Annotated in this window: 17 protein-coding genes; 7 read left to right on the forward strand and 10 right to left on the reverse strand. The window is 72.4% G+C overall.

The window, feature by feature from the left end; genetic code table 11:
• Nucleotides 1–22: 22 nt before the first annotated feature.
• Nucleotides 23–955, forward strand: a complete 933-nt coding sequence (locus AC27IY_RS45680) for an HpcH/HpaI aldolase/citrate lyase family protein (RefSeq protein WP_487181795.1) — start codon at nucleotides 23–25, stop codon at nucleotides 953–955.
• Here the strand turns inward: AC27IY_RS45680 and AC27IY_RS45685 are convergent.
• Both AC27IY_RS45685 and AC27IY_RS45690 read right to left on the reverse strand, forming a co-directional pair.
• Nucleotides 945–1,490 (reverse strand): DUF6529 family protein, encoded by a 546-nt coding sequence (locus AC27IY_RS45685; protein WP_487181796.1) that lies wholly within the window; start codon nucleotides 1,488–1,490, stop codon nucleotides 945–947. The genes AC27IY_RS45680 and AC27IY_RS45685 overlap by 11 nt on opposite strands.
• Entirely contained in the window at nucleotides 1,487–2,200 is a 714-nt protein-coding gene (locus AC27IY_RS45690; protein WP_487181797.1) for a hypothetical protein, read from the reverse strand. Before AC27IY_RS45690 ends, AC27IY_RS45685 begins: the two co-directional genes overlap by 4 nt.
• Nucleotides 2,201–2,299: 99 nt before the next feature.
• Here AC27IY_RS45690 and AC27IY_RS45695 point away from each other — a divergent pair, with 99 nt between their 5' ends.
• The gene (locus tag AC27IY_RS45695; RefSeq protein ID WP_364454635.1) at nucleotides 2,300–3,301 is read left to right on the forward strand and encodes a CPBP family intramembrane glutamic endopeptidase; all 1,002 of its coding nucleotides are present in this window, start codon (nucleotides 2,300–2,302) and stop codon (nucleotides 3,299–3,301) included.
• A 1,049-nt stretch (nucleotides 3,302–4,350) separates the two neighbouring features.
• A complete protein-coding gene (locus tag AC27IY_RS45700; RefSeq protein WP_487181798.1) occupies nucleotides 4,351–6,804 on the forward strand; it encodes a sialidase family protein in 2,454 nt (817 codons plus the stop codon).
• On the opposite strand, the gene AC27IY_RS45705 is transcribed toward AC27IY_RS45700, so the two are convergent.
• Nucleotides 6,793–7,191, reverse strand: a complete 399-nt coding sequence (locus tag AC27IY_RS45705; RefSeq protein WP_371252166.1) for an NUDIX hydrolase — start codon at nucleotides 7,189–7,191, stop codon at nucleotides 6,793–6,795. The two genes, AC27IY_RS45700 and AC27IY_RS45705, sit on opposite strands and share 12 nt — an antisense overlap.
• Before the next feature lie 74 nt (nucleotides 7,192–7,265).
• Here AC27IY_RS45705 and AC27IY_RS45710 point away from each other — a divergent pair, with 74 nt between their 5' ends.
• Genes AC27IY_RS45710 through AC27IY_RS45720 form a run of 3 tightly spaced genes read left to right on the forward strand, consistent with a single transcriptional unit; the run spans nucleotide 7,266 to nucleotide 9,629 of the window.
• Complete coding sequence (locus AC27IY_RS45710; RefSeq protein WP_344210594.1) at nucleotides 7,266–7,892, forward strand: DUF6758 family protein; 627 nt, start codon at nucleotides 7,266–7,268, stop codon at nucleotides 7,890–7,892.
• Nucleotides 7,893–7,944: 52 nt separating this feature from the next.
• On the forward strand, nucleotides 7,945–8,664 hold the full coding sequence (locus AC27IY_RS45715; RefSeq protein WP_423452537.1) for an MBL fold metallo-hydrolase: 720 nt from the start codon (nucleotides 7,945–7,947) through the stop codon (nucleotides 8,662–8,664).
• Between the two features lie 8 nt (nucleotides 8,665–8,672).
• Nucleotides 8,673–9,629, forward strand: a complete 957-nt coding sequence (locus AC27IY_RS45720; RefSeq protein ID WP_487181799.1) for a RecB family exonuclease — start codon at nucleotides 8,673–8,675, stop codon at nucleotides 9,627–9,629.
• Nucleotides 9,630–9,684: 55 nt separating this feature from the next.
• Here AC27IY_RS45720 and AC27IY_RS45725 read toward each other — a convergent pair whose 3' ends face one another.
• The 3 genes from AC27IY_RS45725 to AC27IY_RS45735 form a co-directional block, all read right to left on the reverse strand.
• A complete protein-coding gene (locus tag AC27IY_RS45725) occupies nucleotides 9,685–10,611 on the reverse strand; it encodes an oxygenase MpaB family protein (protein WP_487181800.1) in 927 nt (308 codons plus the stop codon).
• A 13-nt stretch (nucleotides 10,612–10,624) separates the two neighbouring features.
• On the reverse strand, nucleotides 10,625–11,515 hold the full coding sequence (locus AC27IY_RS45730) for an alpha/beta fold hydrolase (protein WP_364454619.1): 891 nt from the start codon (nucleotides 11,513–11,515) through the stop codon (nucleotides 10,625–10,627).
• 301 nt (nucleotides 11,516–11,816) lie between these two features.
• Nucleotides 11,817–13,982, reverse strand: coding sequence for a DEAD/DEAH box helicase (locus AC27IY_RS45735; RefSeq protein WP_487181801.1), 2,166 nt, complete (start codon nucleotides 13,980–13,982; stop codon nucleotides 11,817–11,819).
• A 349-nt stretch (nucleotides 13,983–14,331) separates the two neighbouring features.
• On the opposite strand from AC27IY_RS45735, the gene AC27IY_RS45740 reads away from it, so the two are divergent.
• Nucleotides 14,332–14,973 (forward strand): ferritin-like fold-containing protein, encoded by a 642-nt coding sequence (locus AC27IY_RS45740; RefSeq protein WP_371252171.1) that lies wholly within the window; start codon nucleotides 14,332–14,334, stop codon nucleotides 14,971–14,973.
• A gap of 378 nt (nucleotides 14,974–15,351) precedes the next feature.
• Here the strand turns inward: AC27IY_RS45740 and AC27IY_RS45745 are convergent, their stop codons facing one another.
• From AC27IY_RS45745 to ligD, 4 genes are all read right to left on the reverse strand, one after another.
• On the reverse strand, nucleotides 15,352–15,582 hold the full coding sequence (locus AC27IY_RS45745; RefSeq protein ID WP_344210582.1) for a DUF3107 domain-containing protein: 231 nt from the start codon (nucleotides 15,580–15,582) through the stop codon (nucleotides 15,352–15,354).
• Between the two features lie 88 nt (nucleotides 15,583–15,670).
• Nucleotides 15,671–16,291 (reverse strand): TetR/AcrR family transcriptional regulator, encoded by a 621-nt coding sequence (locus tag AC27IY_RS45750; RefSeq protein ID WP_218155950.1) that lies wholly within the window; start codon nucleotides 16,289–16,291, stop codon nucleotides 15,671–15,673.
• 160 nt (nucleotides 16,292–16,451) lie between these two features.
• Complete coding sequence (locus AC27IY_RS45755; RefSeq protein WP_344210579.1) at nucleotides 16,452–16,658, reverse strand: hypothetical protein; 207 nt, start codon at nucleotides 16,656–16,658, stop codon at nucleotides 16,452–16,454.
• 44 nt (nucleotides 16,659–16,702) lie between these two features.
• Nucleotides 16,703–17,581: a non-homologous end-joining DNA ligase gene (ligD, locus tag AC27IY_RS45760; RefSeq protein ID WP_344210577.1), complete on the reverse strand. Its 879-nt coding sequence runs from the start codon at nucleotides 17,579–17,581 to the stop codon at nucleotides 16,703–16,705.
• Nucleotides 17,582–17,677 lie beyond the last annotated feature (96 nt).

A 17,677-nucleotide genomic window follows, 5' to 3' on the forward strand; every position in this document is an offset into this window, starting at 1 on the left:
GCGCCACCAGTAGCGTGTGCGCATGCGCTCACGTCGTTCGGTTCTCGCGGTGCCGGGGAGCAACCCGCGCTTCCTGGAGAAGGCCCAGACCCTGCCCGTCGACGAGGTCTTCCTCGACCTGGAGGACTCCGTCGCGCCGGCCGCCAAGGAGGGCGCGCGGCGCAACGTCGTCGCCGCGCTGCGCGAGGGCGACTGGTCGGGCAAGACGCGCGTGGTGCGGGTCAACGACCTCGCCACGCAGTGGACCTACCGCGACGTCATCGAGGTCGTCGAGGGCGCCGGGCAGTTCCTCGACTGCGTGATGCTGCCCAAGGTGCAGGACCCGACCGAGGTGGTCTGGCTCGACACGCTGCTCACGCAGATCGAGAAGGCCATGGGCTACGAGCCCGGCAGGATCGGGATCGAGGCTCAGATCGAGAACGCCCGCGGCCTGGTCAACGTCGACATGATCGCCAGCTCGTCGCGGAGGCTGGAGACGCTGGTGTTCGGGCCCGCCGACTTCATGGCCTCGATCAACATGCGCACGCTCGTCGTCGGCGAGCAGCCCCCCGGCTACACAGAGGGCGACGCCTACCACTACATCCTCATGCGCCTGCTCATGGCGGCCCGCAGCCACGACCTGCAGGTCATCGACGGCCCCTACCTCCAGATCAAGGACGTCGACGGCTTCCGCCGGGTCGCCAGGCGGTCGGCGGCGCTGGGCTTCGACGGCAAGTGGGTGCTGCACCCCTCCCAGGTGGACGCGGCCAACGAGGTGTTCTCGCCGGCGCAGGAGGACTACGACCACGCCGAGCTGATCCTGGAGGCGTACGAGTACTACACCACCGTGGAGAAGCGCGGCGCGGTCATGCTGGGCGACGAGATGATCGACGAGGCCTCGCGCAAGATGGCGCTCGTCGTGGCCGCCAAGGGGCGGGCGGCCGGGCTGAGCAGGACCGTCACCTTCACACCCTGATGCCCACGGCCGTGAAGAACCAGAACGCCGAGGTCAGCCAGAGCCCCACCAGCGCGGTGAACGCCAGCCCGCCGAACACCGGCAGCGTCCAGCCCGGCGTGTCCCGCTTGGGCAGGGCCAGCATCTTCGCGGTGAACACCCCGTAGAAGAAGCAGCCGAGCAGGGAGTGCGCGAGCACCCTGGGCACGTCGTACTGGAGGCCGAGCGCGTACAGGCAGTGGAAGGCGACCGGGATCGTCACCAGGAACGCCAGCCGTCCCGACCAGCGGTGCACCCCGGCCGGTATGGCGATCCCGAGCTTGCCCCACATCGACAGGGCCGAGACGACCTGGACGAACGCCAGCACGAGCGCGGCCGTGGTCAGCCACGCCTTCATCGGCAGGGCGGCGGAGAAGCCCGCCACGCCGACGGCGTAGCCCGTGGGGGTGTGCGCGCGGCCGTACACGCCGAGCGCGAGCACCACGAGCCCGCCGATCAGCAGCGGCACCAGCAACGAGGCCAGGCCGCGCGAGGGCGTCCGGTGGATGGCGGTCATGACATCTCCTCGATGAAGCCGTCGACGTCCTTCGGTTGGACCGTGGTGCCGTCCACCGTCAGCGGCGCGGTCGGCTGGTCGGGGTTCAGCGCGGGGACGGGCACCAGGCTGTCGTTCGAGGTGGCGGCGCCGACCGAGGTGTAGCTGCCGTCCGGGTTCTTGAGCCGGATCCAGCCGGCGCGGTACTGGGCGCCGCGCACGAGGGCGGTGGCCCGGTACAGGCCCGACGGCTTGCGCACGGACTGGGCGACGAAGCTCCACTTCCTGCCGCCGAGCGACAACTGGCCCGTGGCCTTGCCGGCGCCGAGGTCGGCGGTCACCTTGCCGGTCTTGACCCCCGTCAGGCTGACCGAGTCGCCCGACTGGGTGCCCTTGAACCAGGCTTCCGCGCGGCCGTCGCAGAAGTAGCCGACGGCCTTGCCGTTCCTGATCGAGATGGCGATGAGGCCGCCGTTGCCGGTGACGCGGCCGCCGTAGTCGGCCTTGTCGATCTTCTTGGCCTCCGTGCGCTCGGGGGCGGGCGTCGGCTGCGCCTCCTGCGCCGGCTCCTCAGCCGTCTGTTCAGCCGTCTGTTCCTCGTCGGGAACGGTGTTCTCCACGTTGGGGGCGGCGGTGTTCGCCGCAGGTGTCGCGTTGACGCTGGCGACACCGAGCCCCGCGGCGAGCACGGCTCCCGCCACGAGGGTGATGACAGGTCCCAGCCTTGACATGGACTGCTCCCAGGGTTGAAGTGCCTACCTCTGAGAGCATCCGCCCAAAAGCGCGATCCGTCTGTGAACTATTGCGCATCAGATGGACAGAATGGAGGAATGCAGGAGAACCCTGGTCCGCCGCGCCACCCGTACGGGGCCGCGTACCCGCAGCCGCAATATCCCTATCCGCCCGTGCCGCCGCAGCGGTCCTGGTTCCTGCCGATGCCCTCGGGCGCCCGCTTCGACCATCTGGCGCGGAACGAGGCCGCCCGGCCGTGGCGCTCGATCGTCGGCACGCTGGTGATCGCGATCGGGTTCTTCGTCATCGGGTTCGTGGTGATCACCGCGGCCATGCTGTTCGCCGCCGTGTTCGGCCTGCCCTCGCCGGTGGACGTGAACACCGGGCTGCCCGAGGGCACCCCGTTCGGGCTGGGCACGACGCTGATGTCGATCGCGCCCGTGCTGCTCCTCGTGGTGGGCGTGACGGCGCTGGTGCAGCGGCGCAGGCCGGGGACGTTGTCGTCGGTGGCCGGCCGGCTGCGCTGGGGCTGGATGGTCCGGTGCGCGGGGCTGGCGGTGCTGGCGATGGTGCTCGGGCAGGCCGCGCAGTGGCTGATGCTGACCCTGACGGGCGCGGAGGCCGGCATGTTCGGCTGGGTGGGCTGGGAGCGGTTCCTGCCCGTGTTCGTGGTGATCCTGGTGCTGGTGCCGTTCCAGGCCGCCGCCGAGGAGTACGTCTTCCGCGGCTGGTTCCTCCAGGCCGTCGGGGCGCACGTGCGCAACCCCGTGTGGGGCATCGTCGTCGGGGCGGCGCTGTTCGCCTCGCTGCACGGCTACTCGTGGACGGGGCTCGCCGACGTGTTCGCCTTCGGCGTGGTGATGGGCTGGTTGTCGGTGCGTACCGGGGGGCTGGAGGCGGCGATCGCGCTGCACGTGCTCAACAACGTGGTGGCGTTCGGGCTGAGCGCGGCGGCGGGGGAGTTGCAGGAGTCGCTGAACCAGGCGGAGGTGGCGGTGCCGTGGCAGGCGCTGACGGGGACGGCGGTGCAGTTCCTGGTGTTCTCGCTCGGGGTTTTGTACCTGGCCAAAAAGCGGTCAATCGCCACAATTTCGAGATAAATCGGGCTAGTGGTTGGGGGAATCTCACTAGAGAGGTCTCGCCATTCGCGCTCATTCGTGCTGCTCTGGAACCTGTGGGGAGGGCGAGGTCTTCCGGAGGTGATCGTTTCGGTCCGGCGGGGTAGGGGTGGGCGCGTGTGATACTTCGTCGAGTGAGACAGAAAAACTCGAAATAAGCGCATAAGGATGGACATCCTTCCTGGAACGGTCCCGGATGGTGACCGTTCCCGTACGACTAGTTCGACTAGGAGGTACGGCGCGTGGCCTCCGGCCCCAGCGAACCGCCACGGCGACCGCCAGGTGACGACGACCCCCGCTCCGAGGGCGTGTCCGAGCCGCAATCTTCTCCAGAGCCGAGGATCCGCCACTCCCCGCCCGGGCCCACCGACGACCGGGCCCGGGGCTTACCCCTGACGTCCCCGTGGGGCATGCCGCCCTTCGCGGCGCCCGTACCGGACGAGACGCCGCAGGAGCCCCCCAAGGGACGCAGGCCCTACAGCTCGCCGACCGCGGAGCCCGAGGCCGAGCCGCGCCGCCGGCCGCGCCGCGTGGTCAACCGCCCGGACAAACTCGTCGCCTCCGGCCCCCCCAGAAAGCCCCCGGCCCCCCAGGGCCCATCGGCCCCCCAGGACACAGCCCCGCAGGATGCGGCGGCCCCCGAGAGCCCGTCGGCTCCCCTTGGTCCATCGGCCTCTCAGGGCGCGGCGGCCTCTTCGCACACGGCCCCCGAAGGCGCAGCGGCCCCGCAGGATGCGGCGCCCTCTGGGGCAACGGCCGCTGATGGCACAGCAGCCCCGCATGATGCGGGGGTCCCCCAGGGCGCAGCTCATCGCCCGGCGGGTCCCCATGACACTCCGTCCGCCCAACCCCCCTCTGCCGGGCACGCGCCGCCCGAGCCGCAGGAGGACGCTCAGGAGGCCGTACAGGGGGCTCAGGAGGAGTCGCGGCGCGGGGAGGGCCGGGAGGGCCAGGAGGCCGTCTCCGGGGCGCGGGAGGGCGCGGAGGGGGAGACGCCGCGCAGGGACCCGCGTACGGCGCCGTACCGGCTGGTGGTCCCGGCCGACGGAGCCGCGCCGGCGGAGCCCGGCGGGGAGGACGAGCCGGAGGTGCGGCGCGTCGGCCGCCCGCCGGCCGGTCGGCCGACCAGGCCCGACCTGCTCGTGGCGAGCGGCCCGGCCCGCCCCCAGGGCGCGAGCGGACGCCACCACAGGGGCCCGGCCCCCGCCGCTGTCCGCAGGTCCAGCCCCGTACGCCGGGGCAGCCGCGCCACCCCCGTCGTCCTCACCGTCGCCGCCGCCCTCCTGGTGGCGACCGGCGTGCTCGTCTGGCAGTGGGCCGGCGACGAGCCCCAGGGTCTCAGCCTGGCCGCCGGGACGGGCCGCTCGGGCGACGAGCTGTTCACCGTCCCCGCCGCCGGCGACGGCGTCAACCAGAAGCTCAACGACATGGCCTCGGTCGGCCGCGCGGTCGTCGCCGTGGGCAGCGACATCACCGATCCCACCCCGCGCCCGCTGTTCCTGTTCTCGCCTGACAGTGGCAAGACGTGGCAGCTCGGCCAGGTCAACGGCGCCTCCGCCCCCACCGTCCAGCGCGTCGTCGGCGGCGGCGGGCGCTGGCTGGCCAGCGGCGAGGACTACGGCACCGGCGAGCGCGGCCTGTGGACCAGCGCCGACGGCTTCAGCTGGGACGCCGTGCCCGCCTCCGCCCTGACCGCGTTCCGGGCCGGCGACCGGATCGCCGACATCGCCCGTACGTCATCGGGGTTCGTCGCGGTCGGCACCACCACGGGCGACGACGGCGCGCCCGGCCCGGCCGCCTGGCGGTCGGCCGACGGCCGCGCCTGGGAGCGGGCCGAGGCGACGGGCCTGCAGATACGCGAGATCAACGCGGTGGTCGCCAAGGGCGACACCGTCGTGGCCATCGGGCGACCCGCGGAAGGCGAGGGTTCGCGGGTCGTCCGGTCGGCCGACGGCGGGCGTACGTGGCAGGTCACGGCGTTCCTGCTCCCCGAGGCGATGCCGCGCGCGGGGACGCTGGCGGTGCTGCCCAAGCGGTTCGTGCTGGTGCCGACGCGGCAGCGGACGATCACGGGCGACGTACGCGTCTACTGCTCGCCGGGCGGCGACGAATGGGCGCAGTGCGGCTCGATCGCGGGGCTCGGCGGCGAGAGCGTCGGCGTGGAGTCGCTGATCTCGTACGAGTCGGGGGCGGCCGCGATCACGCAGGCCGGCCTCGGCCGGTACGCCGTGCTGACCACGACGGACGGCCGTGGCTGGACCAAGCGGGCCGAGCTCGGCAACCTGCGCAACGCCACGTTGCGCGGCTTCACCATCGCCGAGGGCGGCACCCTGTTCGCGGGCGGCGACCAGGCCGCCTCCGACGTGGACAACCAGCTCGTGCTGATGTCCGCGCCGCCGCGCGGGCAGGCCGCCCGCGTGCCGCTCGGCGACGTCGCGGGGCTGACCCGCATGGCCCGCGAGACGAGCGCCCTGACCAGCTTCGGCGGCCGGTACGTCGCCGTCGGCTCGGCCTCCGGCGACGCCGGACTGTGGACGATCAGGAACTGGCAGAGCTGGAAGTCCATGAGTCTCGGCGGCTCCGGCCGCCAGCGGCTGGAGGACGTGGCCCACGGCTCCCGTGGCTGGCTCGCGGTCGGCGGCACCGAGACCAACGTCGGCGTCACCGACCCCCTGCTGGTGACCTCGGCCGACGGCGAGAGCTGGCGGCGGGTGAACGTCTCGGGCGACCTGGCCAGGCGCTCCGGCCATGTGGGCCTGGAGCCGCGGGTCGTCGCCGCGGGCAAGAAGGGCTACGTGCTCGCCGGCCAGGACACCGACCAGGCGAACAACGCGGGCGCGGCCATGTGGTTCACCTCCGACCTGCGCAGGTTCACCAGGGCGGCCAAGCTGCCGAACGGCGGCGCCGGCGCGCGCGTGCACGACGTGACCGCGACGGCGGACGGGTTCGTGGCGGTGGGCGGCGCGGGCCCGGCCGACCGGGAGAGCAGCCTCGTCTGGTACTCCGATGACGGGCTCAACTGGAGCGCACGCCCCCGCGTGGCCCCGCCGGACGCCACGTCCGCCGGGCTGCGCCGGATCGTCGAGCACCAGGGCAGGCTGGTGGCGATGGGCACCGCGATCACCGGCGGCTCCCGCCGCGCCTTCGCGGCGGTCTCCGCCGACGACGGCGAGAGCTGGGAGACCTCGTGGCTGCCCGCCGAGCAGGCGGCCGCGGTCTACGACCTCGCGGCGGCGGCCGAGGGCCTGGTGGCGGTCGGCTGGCACGGCGCGCCGGGCGAGGGCGACAGCGCCGCCTGGACCTCCCAGGACGGCCTGAACTGGAACCGCATGGCGCTCACGAAGGACCGGCTGGCCGGCCCGGGGATGCAGTGGCTCACCGCCGTGGCGGTGTCGGGGTCGGAGGTGGTGGCGCTCGGGCGGTCCACCACGTACGACGCCGACCACCTCATCCTGTGGACCTCCAGCCTGACCTCAAGCCGGTAGGGCTCCCCAGCCGGTGAGCGTCTCCAGCAGGCCCTCGGTGAGCGGCAGCCGGGCGAGGTCGGCCGGCGTGCACCAGCGCAGGTCGGCGGCGTCGTCACCGGCCGCCGCCGTCCCGCCGGTCACGGTGGCGTGGTAGTCGCGGATCACGTACGTGACGCCGCCGGGGCCGGGGCGCTCCACCACGCCGGCCAGCGGGCCCACCTCGACCCGCAGGCCGGTCTCCTCCAGGACCTCGCGCCGCACGCCCGTCTCGTCGTCCTCGCCGGGCTCCAGCCGGCCGCCGGGCACGGACCACAGGCCCACGCCAGGAGGACGCCCCCGCTGGACGAGCAGGATCCGCTGCCCGGCGGCGTCGAGAATGACGGCGCCGACACAATTTACGCGCACATGACCAAGATTACGACGGGATAACGGGGAGCGGCCTTGACGGGGCCGTACCCGAGAAAGCACCGTGGGTAGGTGTGAGAGCGGCTCCAACCTGCCCACGGTGTTTCGGCCCTCTTCACGGGCCGGGCGCCTGGTCAAGCGCGTACCGATGTGACACGCACGGCGACGTCCTGCCGTATCAGCCTCCGTGGCCGCCGACCGGCGAGGCCCTGGACGCGATGCGCAAGAGCTCCGTCGTGCCCGTATGGCTACCGTGGCCGCTGCCCTCCCGATGGGTGGTGACCGGTTTCGCCGAGGTGGGCGACCAGCGCACCGGCGCCCGCGCCAGCGTTGTCGCGCTCACCGGGCCGTCCCTGGTCGAAGGGCCGGCCGACATGCTGATCATCGCCGAGGAGCCGGGCATCGGGCTCGGCGCGGCGTTCGCCGGGCTGGACGGCCCCGACCCCGGCACGGGCTTCGACGAGGGCCCGCCCAACGCCAAGATCGAGGTGCTCGGGCATCCCGCCCCGCTCTGGTGCGTCGACGGCGAGGACGACCGCGCGGTCTACGCGGGCGAGGCCCTGGGCAACTGGCTGTGGACGATCTGCTGGCCGGCCGACGCCGGATGCATGATCGCGCTCGCCGAGCTGTCCCTGGTCGACGCCCGTGACCACGATCTGGACGTGCCCTTCGGGGCCTTCTCGCCACGGCTCGAGGACTAGGACGCGCTTTCGCGATTCGCGCTGTCAGGCAGACGGGCTAGAGTTCGGAGGCGTGACAGCGCGTATCGAGAGAGTGGTGACCGAGGGCGTCGTCGACCTCGACGGCACCGAGCACAAGGTCGAGAACAACACCTGGGTCATAGGCGACGACGACGAGGTGATCGTCATCGACCCGTCCCGTGACGCCGAGAAGATCATGGAGCAGGTGGGCGAGCGCGAGGTGCTGGCCGTCATCTGCACGGCCGGGCTGCCCGACCACGTCTCCGCGGCCATCGAGGTGGCCAGCAGGGACGAGGCGGTCGTGGCGCTCCACCCCAAGGACAAGCCCCTGTGGCGGGAGACCTGGTCCGAGACCTGGCCCGACATCGACATGGAGGACGACGGCATCTTCGAGGTCGCCGACGTCCAGCTCGACGTCATGGAGACGCCGGGCGTGACCCCCGGCGGCGTGTCGCTCTACTGCGAGGCGCTCGGGGCCGTGTTCACCGGCAAGGCGCTCCAGGCCGACGGCCCCGGCAAGCTGGGCGGCGAATACCCGGCGCTGGCCGACCAGCTCACCTCGATCGGCGGGCGGCTGTTCACGCTGCCGCCGGAGACGCGGGTGCTGCCGGTCCACGGCGACGAGGTCACGGTCGGCGACCTGGAGCCGCACTTCGACGACTGGGTGTCCGGCTCGCTGACCAGGGTCGCCACCGAGGGCGAGGAGTCCGAGGGCCCGCTCGCCGACGGCACCAGGATCTCCGGGATCAAGCTCGGTCCGGGCGACGAGTAGGCGGCCGGGTGAGCTCGGTGCAGGGCCAGCTCCCGCTGGAGGACATGCCGCGGCGGCTCTATTCGTGCACGCCGTCGCGGTTGAACGCCTGGCTCGACTGCCGGCGCCGCTACCGGTTCAGCTACCTCGACCGGCCCCAGCCGTCCAAGGGGCCCGCCTGGGCGCACAACAGCGTCGGCGCGAGCGTCCACAACGCGCTGGCGGGGTGGTGGCGGGAGCCGTACGAGCGGCGCACGCCGCTGACGGCGGCCGTCCTGCTCACCAACGGGTGGATCGCCGAGGGGTTCAGGGACGCCGAGCAGTCCGGGCGGTGGCTGGCGCGGACCCGCGACCTCGTGTCCGGATATGTCGCGACTTTAGATCCGGCGGATGAGCCCGTCGGCGTCGAACGCACGGTCGCCACGCGCACCAAGGTCATCGCCCTGTCGGGCCGCATCGACCGGCTCGACCGGCGCGGCGACGAGCTGGTCGTGGTCGACTACAAGACCGGCCGCCGCCCGCTCACCCAGGACGACGCCCGTGGCTCGCTCGCCCTCGCCGCCTACGCCGTGGCCGCCTCCAGCATGCTGCGCACCCCGTGCCACGAGGTCGAGCTGCACCACCTGCCCACCGGCGAGATCGTCCAGTGGCGGCACACCGACGAGTCGCTGGCCCGCCATCTGAGGCGGGCCGAAGAGCTGGCGAGCGAGGCGGCGGAGGCCGACGAGCGCTACCGGGGGGCCGTCGCCGCCCCCGCCAAGGGCCGCACCGCCCCACGCGGCCAGGCGTCCCGCACCTCTGTCCCGTCTCCCGCGGGGGCGTCCGGGCGGCCGTTCGTGGGGCCCGCTGCGGTGCCGCCCGAGATCGACGAGCTGTTCGCGCCCAGTCCGGGCCCGATCTGCTCCTGGTGCGACTTCCGCCGCCACTGTCCCGAGGGCCAGGCCGTGGCCCCCGACCGCGACCCCTGGGACGGCCTCGCCGAGTGAGCGTCCCTGGGACGACCGCGCTGGATGAGCGCCGCCGCCTCGGCCCTTCCTGGGGTCAGGCGGCGGGCGCCGGGTCCGCTGCCCCCTTGGGCCAGCGGCGGGGGTCCGTGAGGCCCTTGAGCCCCTCGCTGACGTCGTAGCCGGCCGCGCCCAGCCGTTCCCTGGTCGCACGGAGCATCTCGCGGGTGGCCGGCATGAAGGCCCGGTCGTGGACGGGCTCGGGGACGGAGTTCATCGCCAGCCTGAACGCCCGCAGCGCCGCCGTGACCGCCGCGCGCGGCACCTCGGGCAGCACGCCGTACATCCGCCTGGCCCAGTCGGGGAGCGTGTAGTAGCAGAGCGCCCCGAACGGGAAGTAGACCGGCTTGCCCGGCGACAGCATGCGCAGCTCCTCCGGCAGTCGCGGCCACATGAGGAACCGCACGGTCGCGGCGGCCTCCTCGGTGACGCGGAGTGCGGGCCGCACCTGCTTGACGTACGCGTCCAGCTCGGCGCACGTGCCCGGCACGTCCTCGGGGTGCAGCCCGACGTAGGCCGCGGCGGCGCGCTGCTCGGCCAGGTAGCGGTCGGCCTGGCGCTCGCTCAGCCGCAGCCCGCCGCGCCTGGCCGCCTCCAGGTAGGACGACACCTCGGCGCAGTGCACCCACAGCAGCAGCTCGGGATCGTCCACCCGGTGCCTGCGCTCGGTGTCGGGGTCCCGCACGCGCAGCGTCTTGTGGATCGCCCGCACCCGCCGCCCGGCCTCGGCCGCCTCCTCCGGGCTGCCGAACGTGACCCGCCCCACGAAGTCGGCGGTGCGCCGCAGCCGGCCGAACGGGTCCTCCTGGAAGGTGGAGTTCTGCCAGACGCCGCGCATGGCCAGGGGGTGCAGCGCCTGCAGCATGAGCCCGCGGACGCCGCCCACCCACATCGTGCGGTCGATGTGCACGCGGTAGGTGACGGTGTGCGGCGGCTGGACGACGAGGTCTTCGATGCCGTTCATGGTAAGTACATGATTACAGGCTATTGGAATGGATGTCCAAATAGTGCTTCTCGGCCGCGTTCCAGAACCTGACCAGCGCGGCCGCCGTCGTCTCCGGCGCCTCGACGGCGGGGGAGTGGACGGCGCCCGGCACGACCACGCACTCCGCGCCCAGCCTGGCGGCCATCTCCGACTGCGTCTCGGGGGACCAGCCGTCGTCGTCCTCGCCGTAGAGGACGAGGGTGGGCACCTCGATCTGGCGCAGCTCGTCGGTGCGGTCGCGCATGGTGAGCACCTGCTCGGCCATGGACGAAAGGCCGGTCGGCGAGTTGGCCAGCAGCCGCCGGTGCAGGAACGCCACGATGTCGTCGGGGACGTCGGCCGCCAGCGCGTCCGGCTCGAACCTGTGGTGCCACACGTGCTCCAGGCCGAGCGCGGGCACCTCCTCCATGATCTTCCTGCCGTTGCGCGCCCGCCGGCCCTCGATCGCCCCCGGGCCCGAGCCCATGAGCGTGAACGAGGCGAACTTCGTACGCCCGTCGATGACGGCCTCGCGGGCCACCAGGCCGCCGAAGGAGTGGCCCACCAGGTGCATGGGGCCGCCGCCGCCGATCACCTGGGCGAGCGTGTCGAGGTCGGCGCCGAGGGCCGCGCAGGTGTAGGCGGCGGGGTCGTCGGGGCCCGGGGTCTCGTACTGGCCGCGCAGGTCGACCGCCACCACGCGGCGGCCGGACTGCGCGAGCGTCATCAGGACCGCGATGAAGTCCTCCTTGCTGCCGGTCAGGCCGGGGACGAGGAGCGCGGGCCAGCGCTCAACCACACCACTGACCGGAAGGGCCTCCAGGGCCGCGAACGTGCCCTGTGACGTCTCGATCTTCTGTGGGGTGACGCCAGGAGGCAGGTCGAGGAATCGCGGCGTACTCACGTGGGGCAACAATACCCAGAGGTCAGCGCCTCGACACCGGCATGCCCGTTACGCTGGTGCGACTTTGGGGGAGATGTCGCGAATGCCGGATGTCGCCGTGCGGCCGGCGGGACGCGACGCCGTACGCCCGGCGTACGCGGCTTCAGAGGCACGTGGGCGGGTGTTGGAGCGGGTCGGGGCCACGTGGAGGCGTCGCGGCCGGGTGACGCGCCGTGGGGCCGTACAGCGATCCTGCCGCACATGCCGAAAGGCGCGCACCCCGTAGTGCGGGATGCGCGCCTTGCGTGGTGGTGCCGGGACGTCAGCCGGCGCGGCGGCGGTTGCCGCCGCCGCCTCGGGACTGGCGTCGCTGCTGCTTGCGCTCGCTGGCGGCGGACGGCGCGATGTCATCGTCGTCCGTGGCCAGGTCCGGTGACTGGAAGATCACCGCGAACGGGCTCGGCGGGATGATCCGCTCCGGCTGGCGAACGGGGGCGGGGGGCGGCGGGGCGAGGAAGCTCGGCTCCGGCTCCGCCTGAACCCGCGCCTCCCGACGCTCCGCGACGACGGGCGCCTGCTCGGCCACCGGCGCCTGCTTGGCGGCGGGGGCCTGCTTGGCAACCGGGGCCTGCTCGGCGACCGACGGCCGCTTGGCGGTCGGGGCCTGGTCGGCGACCGGCGGGGCCTGCTCGATGCCCGCGGCGGCCGGTTCGGTCGCCTTGGCGGCGGCGGTGCGGCGGGACCGGGTGGTCCGCGCCGGTGCCTCCACCGGCGTCTCCACCGGTGCCTTCACCGGCGTCTCCGCCGGTGCTTCCACCGGCGTCTCCACCGGGGACGACTCCGGCAGCGTCTCCGGCAGCGTCTCCGGCAACGGCGCCGGGGCGGCGGGGGCGTCGGCGACGACCCGGCGGGAGCGGGTGCTCCGCGTGCTCCGCGCCGGCGCCTCCGCGACCGCACCGTCCGCCGGAGCCCCGGAAGGGGCGCCGGAAGAGGCGAGCGCGGACTCGGGCGCGACGGCGAGCGCCTGCTCGATCGCCGTCGAGGCCGCCCCCCTCCGCGTACGGGCCCGCTTCGGCTGCGCGTTGGCGGCGCCGACCTCGTCGGGGGTGAGGATCGCGGGAGTCTCCTCCGCCTTGGCATCCACGAGCTCGACCTCCGAGGTCTCGACGGGTGCGGTCTCCGCCAGCTCCTTGCCGCCACGGGTGCGGCGGCGCTGGCGCTGCGTACGGGCAGCAGGACGCTCACGGTCACGGTCACGCTCACGGTCGCGCTCACGGTCACGGTCGCGCTCGTCGCGGCGGCGACCGCCACGCCCGCGTGCCCTGCCGGTCTCGCCGAGGTCCTCGAGGTGCTCGGCGGAGAGCCCGGCGCGCGAGCGGTTCGCGTGCGGCAGGACGCCCTTGGTGCCCTTGGGGATGTTGAGCTCGGCGTAGACGTGCGGCGAGGTGGAGTAGGTCTCCTCAGGCTCGGCGAAGGCCAGCCCGAGCATGTTGTTGATCATCTTCCACCGGGTCAGCTCCTCCCACTCCACGAAGGTGACCGCGATGCCCGTGCGCCCGGCCCGGCCGGTGCGGCCGATGCGGTGCACGTACGTCTTGTCCTCGGTGGGGCAGTCGTAGTTGACCACGTGCGTGACGTCGTCGATGTCGATGCCGCGCGCGGCCACGTCGGTGGCCACGAGCACGTCGATCTTGCCGTTGCGGAACGCCCGCAGCGCCTGCTCGCGCTGGCCCTGACCGAGGTCGCCGTGCACGGCCGCGACGGCGAAGCCGCGCGTGTCGAGCTGCTCGGCGACCATGTCGCAGGCCCGCTTGGTCTCGCAGAAGACCATGGTGAGCCCCCGGCCCTCGGCCTGGAGCAGCCGCGACAGGATCTCGATCTTGTCCATGCGGTGGGTGCGCCACACGAGCTGGCGTACCTGCGGCGTCGCCTCGCCCTCGCCGCTCTCGTGCTCGGCGCGGATGTGCGTCGGGCGGTTGAGGTATTTGCGCGACAGCGCGACGACCTCACCCGGCATCGTCGCGGAGAACAGCATCGTCTGCCGCTCCGCCGGGACCAGCTTGAAGATGCGCTCGACGTCGGGCAGGAAGCCCAGGTCGAGCATGCGGTCGGCCTCGTCGAGGACGAGGGAGGTGACCTGGCTCAGGTCGAGGTGCTTCTGCTTGACCAGGTCGAGCAGCCGGCCGGGAGTGCCGACGACGACGTCGACCCCCGCCTTGAGCGCTTCGACCTGGGGCTCGTACGCCCGACCGCCGTAGACGGTCAGCACCCGGGAGCCGAGCTTGCCCGCGGCGGTCACGAGGTCCTCGCTGACCTGGGTGGCCAGCTCTCGGGTCGGTACGACGACCAGCCCGCGGGGCTTCTTGCGATTCTTGCGCGGCTTGCCGATGCCTTGCAGCATGGCGATGCCGAACGCGTAGGTCTTGCCCGTGCCGGTGCGTGCCTGACCGATGAGGTCCTGGCCGCTCAGCGCGAGCGGGAGCGCCATTTCCTGAATGGGGAACGGCGACACGATGCCCTCGGTCTCGAGGGCGTCGGCGATTTCTGGTGTGACTCCGAGGTCTCGGAAAGTCGTCAGCGTGGCCTGCCTCAGTCTCAAATGAAGGCGGGCCTGCCGGGACCGACGGGTGGATGGACACCCCGTGTCTTGGGTCCTCGCGGTAGAGCCAGCCCTCTCGCGTCATCAGCGACCGCGGCCTCCTGGGAGCGGAGGTATCCGGGAGAAACCCCCGAATTTACACAGTGCGGTCGCACTTTCACAGAGCAGTGTACTCGATAGCACAACGCTGGCCGAGCTCACGTATGTTCCCGAAGATTTCCCGAAGTACGCTGCCACCATGAAGCAGTCTCCAGGAGTCGTCGACCTGCTCGGCGTGCTGGCGTACGCGGAACTCAGCGCCTACGCCCGGATGACCGAGGACGCGGCCACGCTGGCGCCCTCGCTGGCCGACCGCGCGGCGCTGAGCGAGCTGGCGGTCGCCGAGTACGCCCACTTCCGTCTGCTGCGCGACCGCCTCACCGAGCTGGGCGCCGATCCTGACGGGGCGATGGCGCCGTTCGCCGGGGCGCTCGACGCCTGGCACGCCCAGACCCGTCCGGCCGACTGGCTGCAGGCGCTGGTCAAGACGTACGTCGGGGACGGCATCGCCAACGACTTCTACCGGGAGGTGGCCAGGCATCTCGACCCGGCGGTCGCCAAGCTGGTGGACGAGGTGCTGGTGGACGAGGGGCGCTCGCAGTTCGCGGTGGAGCGGGTGCGCGCCGGGATCGAGGCGGACCCGACGGCGGGGGCGCGGCTGGCGCTGTGGGCGCGGCGGCTCGTGGGCGAGGCGCTCAGCCAGGCCCAGCAGGTGGCGGCGGCGCGGCCGGAGCTGGCGCTGTCGCTGATGGAGGCGAGCGGTGGGCAGGCCGACATCTCCCGGCTCTTCGCCACGCTGACCGAGGAGCACAACAAGCGCATGGCCGCCCTCGGCATCTGAAAGCCCGGGCAGCCGAAAGTCGGCCGGATGGGCGGCGCGGAGCGGCGCAACGGCGGTACCGTTCGAGCATGAGGGCCTTGCGACGCGACGGCGGTTCTTTGACCAGATGCGGGCCTAACCGCTGGACCTCACGGGCCGTGCTGCGGCGGGAAAGCTCGCGCTGCCCGGCCATCGCCCAGCCCCGGCATCCCGTCCCGAGGGCGCACCGCCCGCCACCGGGCTGCCGCCTCGCCGCCCGCCACCTCCCACGCTGACCACGCGGAAACGCCTCCCACGCGGGCAGGCCGTCCGTGCGGACGCGCCTCCCGCGCCGGACGCGGAAGGACGCCGGGGCACGGCGGTGGTGAGCCGTCCCCCGACGCCGGGCGCCGTCAGAAGTTACAGCGTGCCGCCGAAGCCCACCGGCCTGGCCTCGTCCTCGCCGATCTCGATGAACCCGAGCGCGGCCACCGGCACGACCACCCGCCGCCCCTTGACGTCGGTGATGGCGAAGACGCCACGCTCGACGGAGAGCGCGTTCCTGATCTCCTCCTCGACCTGCTCGGCGGACAGGTCGGTCTCGACAACGAGCTCGCGGTGCACGGAACGTACGCCGATCTTGACTTCCATCGTGGCTCCCTCATGGACGGGCTGGCTCAACTCCATCGTGGCCCTTGCCGCACGACGGACACGCGGATGATCGCGCCCAGCGAACGGGTTATGCCGTACGCGGAAAACCGCTGATGCCGCGCCAGGCGAGGCGGGCCATCATCTGCTCGGCCGCGTCCTTGGGGATGGAGCCGTGCGTCGTCACCCAGTAGCGGGCGCTGACCTCGGCCATGCCGACCAGGCCGACGCCCAGCAGATGGGCCTCGTCGCTGGTGCAGCCGGTGTCCTCCTGGATGAGCGCGCTGACCATCTCCGCGCACTCGCGCAGGGACCGCTCCACCCGCTGGCGCACCGGGGCGACGTTGCGCAGGTCGGACTCGAAGACGAGGCGGAAGGCCTCGCCCTGGGTGGAGACGAAGTCGAAGAACGCCTGGAAGGTGGCCTGCACGCGCAGTTTGTTCTCGTTGGTGGAGGCCAGGGCCTCCCTGCAGCGGTTGACCATGTCGTCGACGTGCAGGTCGAGCAGCGCGAGGTAGAGCTCCAGCTTGCCCGGGAAGTGCTGGTAGAGCACGGGCTTGCTGACCCCGGCCCGGTCGGCGATCTCGTCCATGGCGGCCGCGTGGTAGCCGTTCTCGACGAACACTTCCTGCGCCGCGCTCAGGAGCTGCCGGCGGCGGGCGAGTCGGGGCAGCCGGGTGCCCCGGGGCTTGGCGTCCGGGGTTGCGGTCACGCGGGTCTCCATTGGTCTCTCAGCGCTCTCAACGGGTCGTGCGGACATCCTACGGGCGAGTAGTCACGTCGTCCTACGCACGAGTAGGCAGGTCGCCCCGCGCGCGAGCAGGAAGAAGATCGTCCCGCGCGCGGGCAGGCGTCACACCCGGCGGCGGTCGTCACCGGTATTCGTCGTCGTCGAGCTCGACCTCGCGGTCCTGCTCGGCCGCGTCGGCGGGGTTGACGTCCAGCGGCAGCTCGCGGCGCAGCCCGCCGGCCGCCCGATCCGCCTCGCGCTGCTGCTCGGCCACGTCGGCCTCGGGCGCCTCGATCGACAACTCCTCGACCTCCTCGTCGTAGGGCCCCTCGTCCCCGCGAACGTCCATCTCCGACATCTCGTGGTCCCCCTCCAGGTGTGGACGGCTCCAGACTACGCCCGCGCGAAAAGGTCGCCGCGGTTCTCCGCTCTCGCCAGTACGTCCGGCGCTGTGAACACCAGGTCCTCCGGACGCTCACAGCTTTCCACCTCTTTCCACGTAAGAGGCGTCGACACGGTCGGCCGTTCGCGGGCCCGCAGGGAGTAGGGCGCGACGGTGGTCTTCGCGGGGTTGTTCTGGCTCCAGTCGATGAAGACCTTGCCGGGCCGCGCGGCCTTGGCCATGACGCTCACGACCTGCTTCGGGTGCTCCTTCTCCAGGAGCTGGGCCAGCCTCTTGGCGTACGCGGAGGGCTCCTCCCTGCAGTCCCAGTCCGCGTAGAGCTGCATGCCCTTGCTGCCGCTCGTCTTCGGCCGGGCGGTCAGCCCCTCGGCCTTCAGCACCTCGCGCAGCATCAGCGCGACCTCGGCGCACTGGACGATCGTCGCCGGCGCCCCGGGGTCGAGGTCGAAGACGATCATGTCGGGGGGCAGCGCGTTACCGTCGTCGTCCACGCGCCACTGCGGCACGTGCAGCTCCAGTGCGGCGAGGTTGGCGTAGTAGACGATCGTCGGCAGGTCCTCGATCACGGCGAAGTCGATGCTCTCGCGGTTCTTGGTGCTGCCGGGGACGGGCAGGTTGACCCGGCGTACCCAGTCGGGGGTGTGGTCGGGGGCGTTCTTCTCGAAGAAGGACTGGCCGGTCACGCCGTCGGGGTAGCGCTTGACGGTCAGCGGGCGGCCCGCGAGGTGCGGCAGCAGGACGGGGGCGATCCGGCTGTAGTAGTCGATGACCTCGGCCTTGGTGAAGCCGCAGTCCGGATAGAGCACCTTGTCCAGGTTGCTGAGGGTCAGCTCGCGTCCGTCCACCTTGACGGGGACCTTCTTGGCCACGGGGGCACCTCCGTCCGCATGGTGTACGCCACCTCCCCGGATGGATCGCGCCTAACCCACCGATTTCGCCACGGCCACGTATGGCAAGCATTGGTC

The sequence above is a fragment of the Nonomuraea sp. B208 genome, assembly GCF_057536035.1.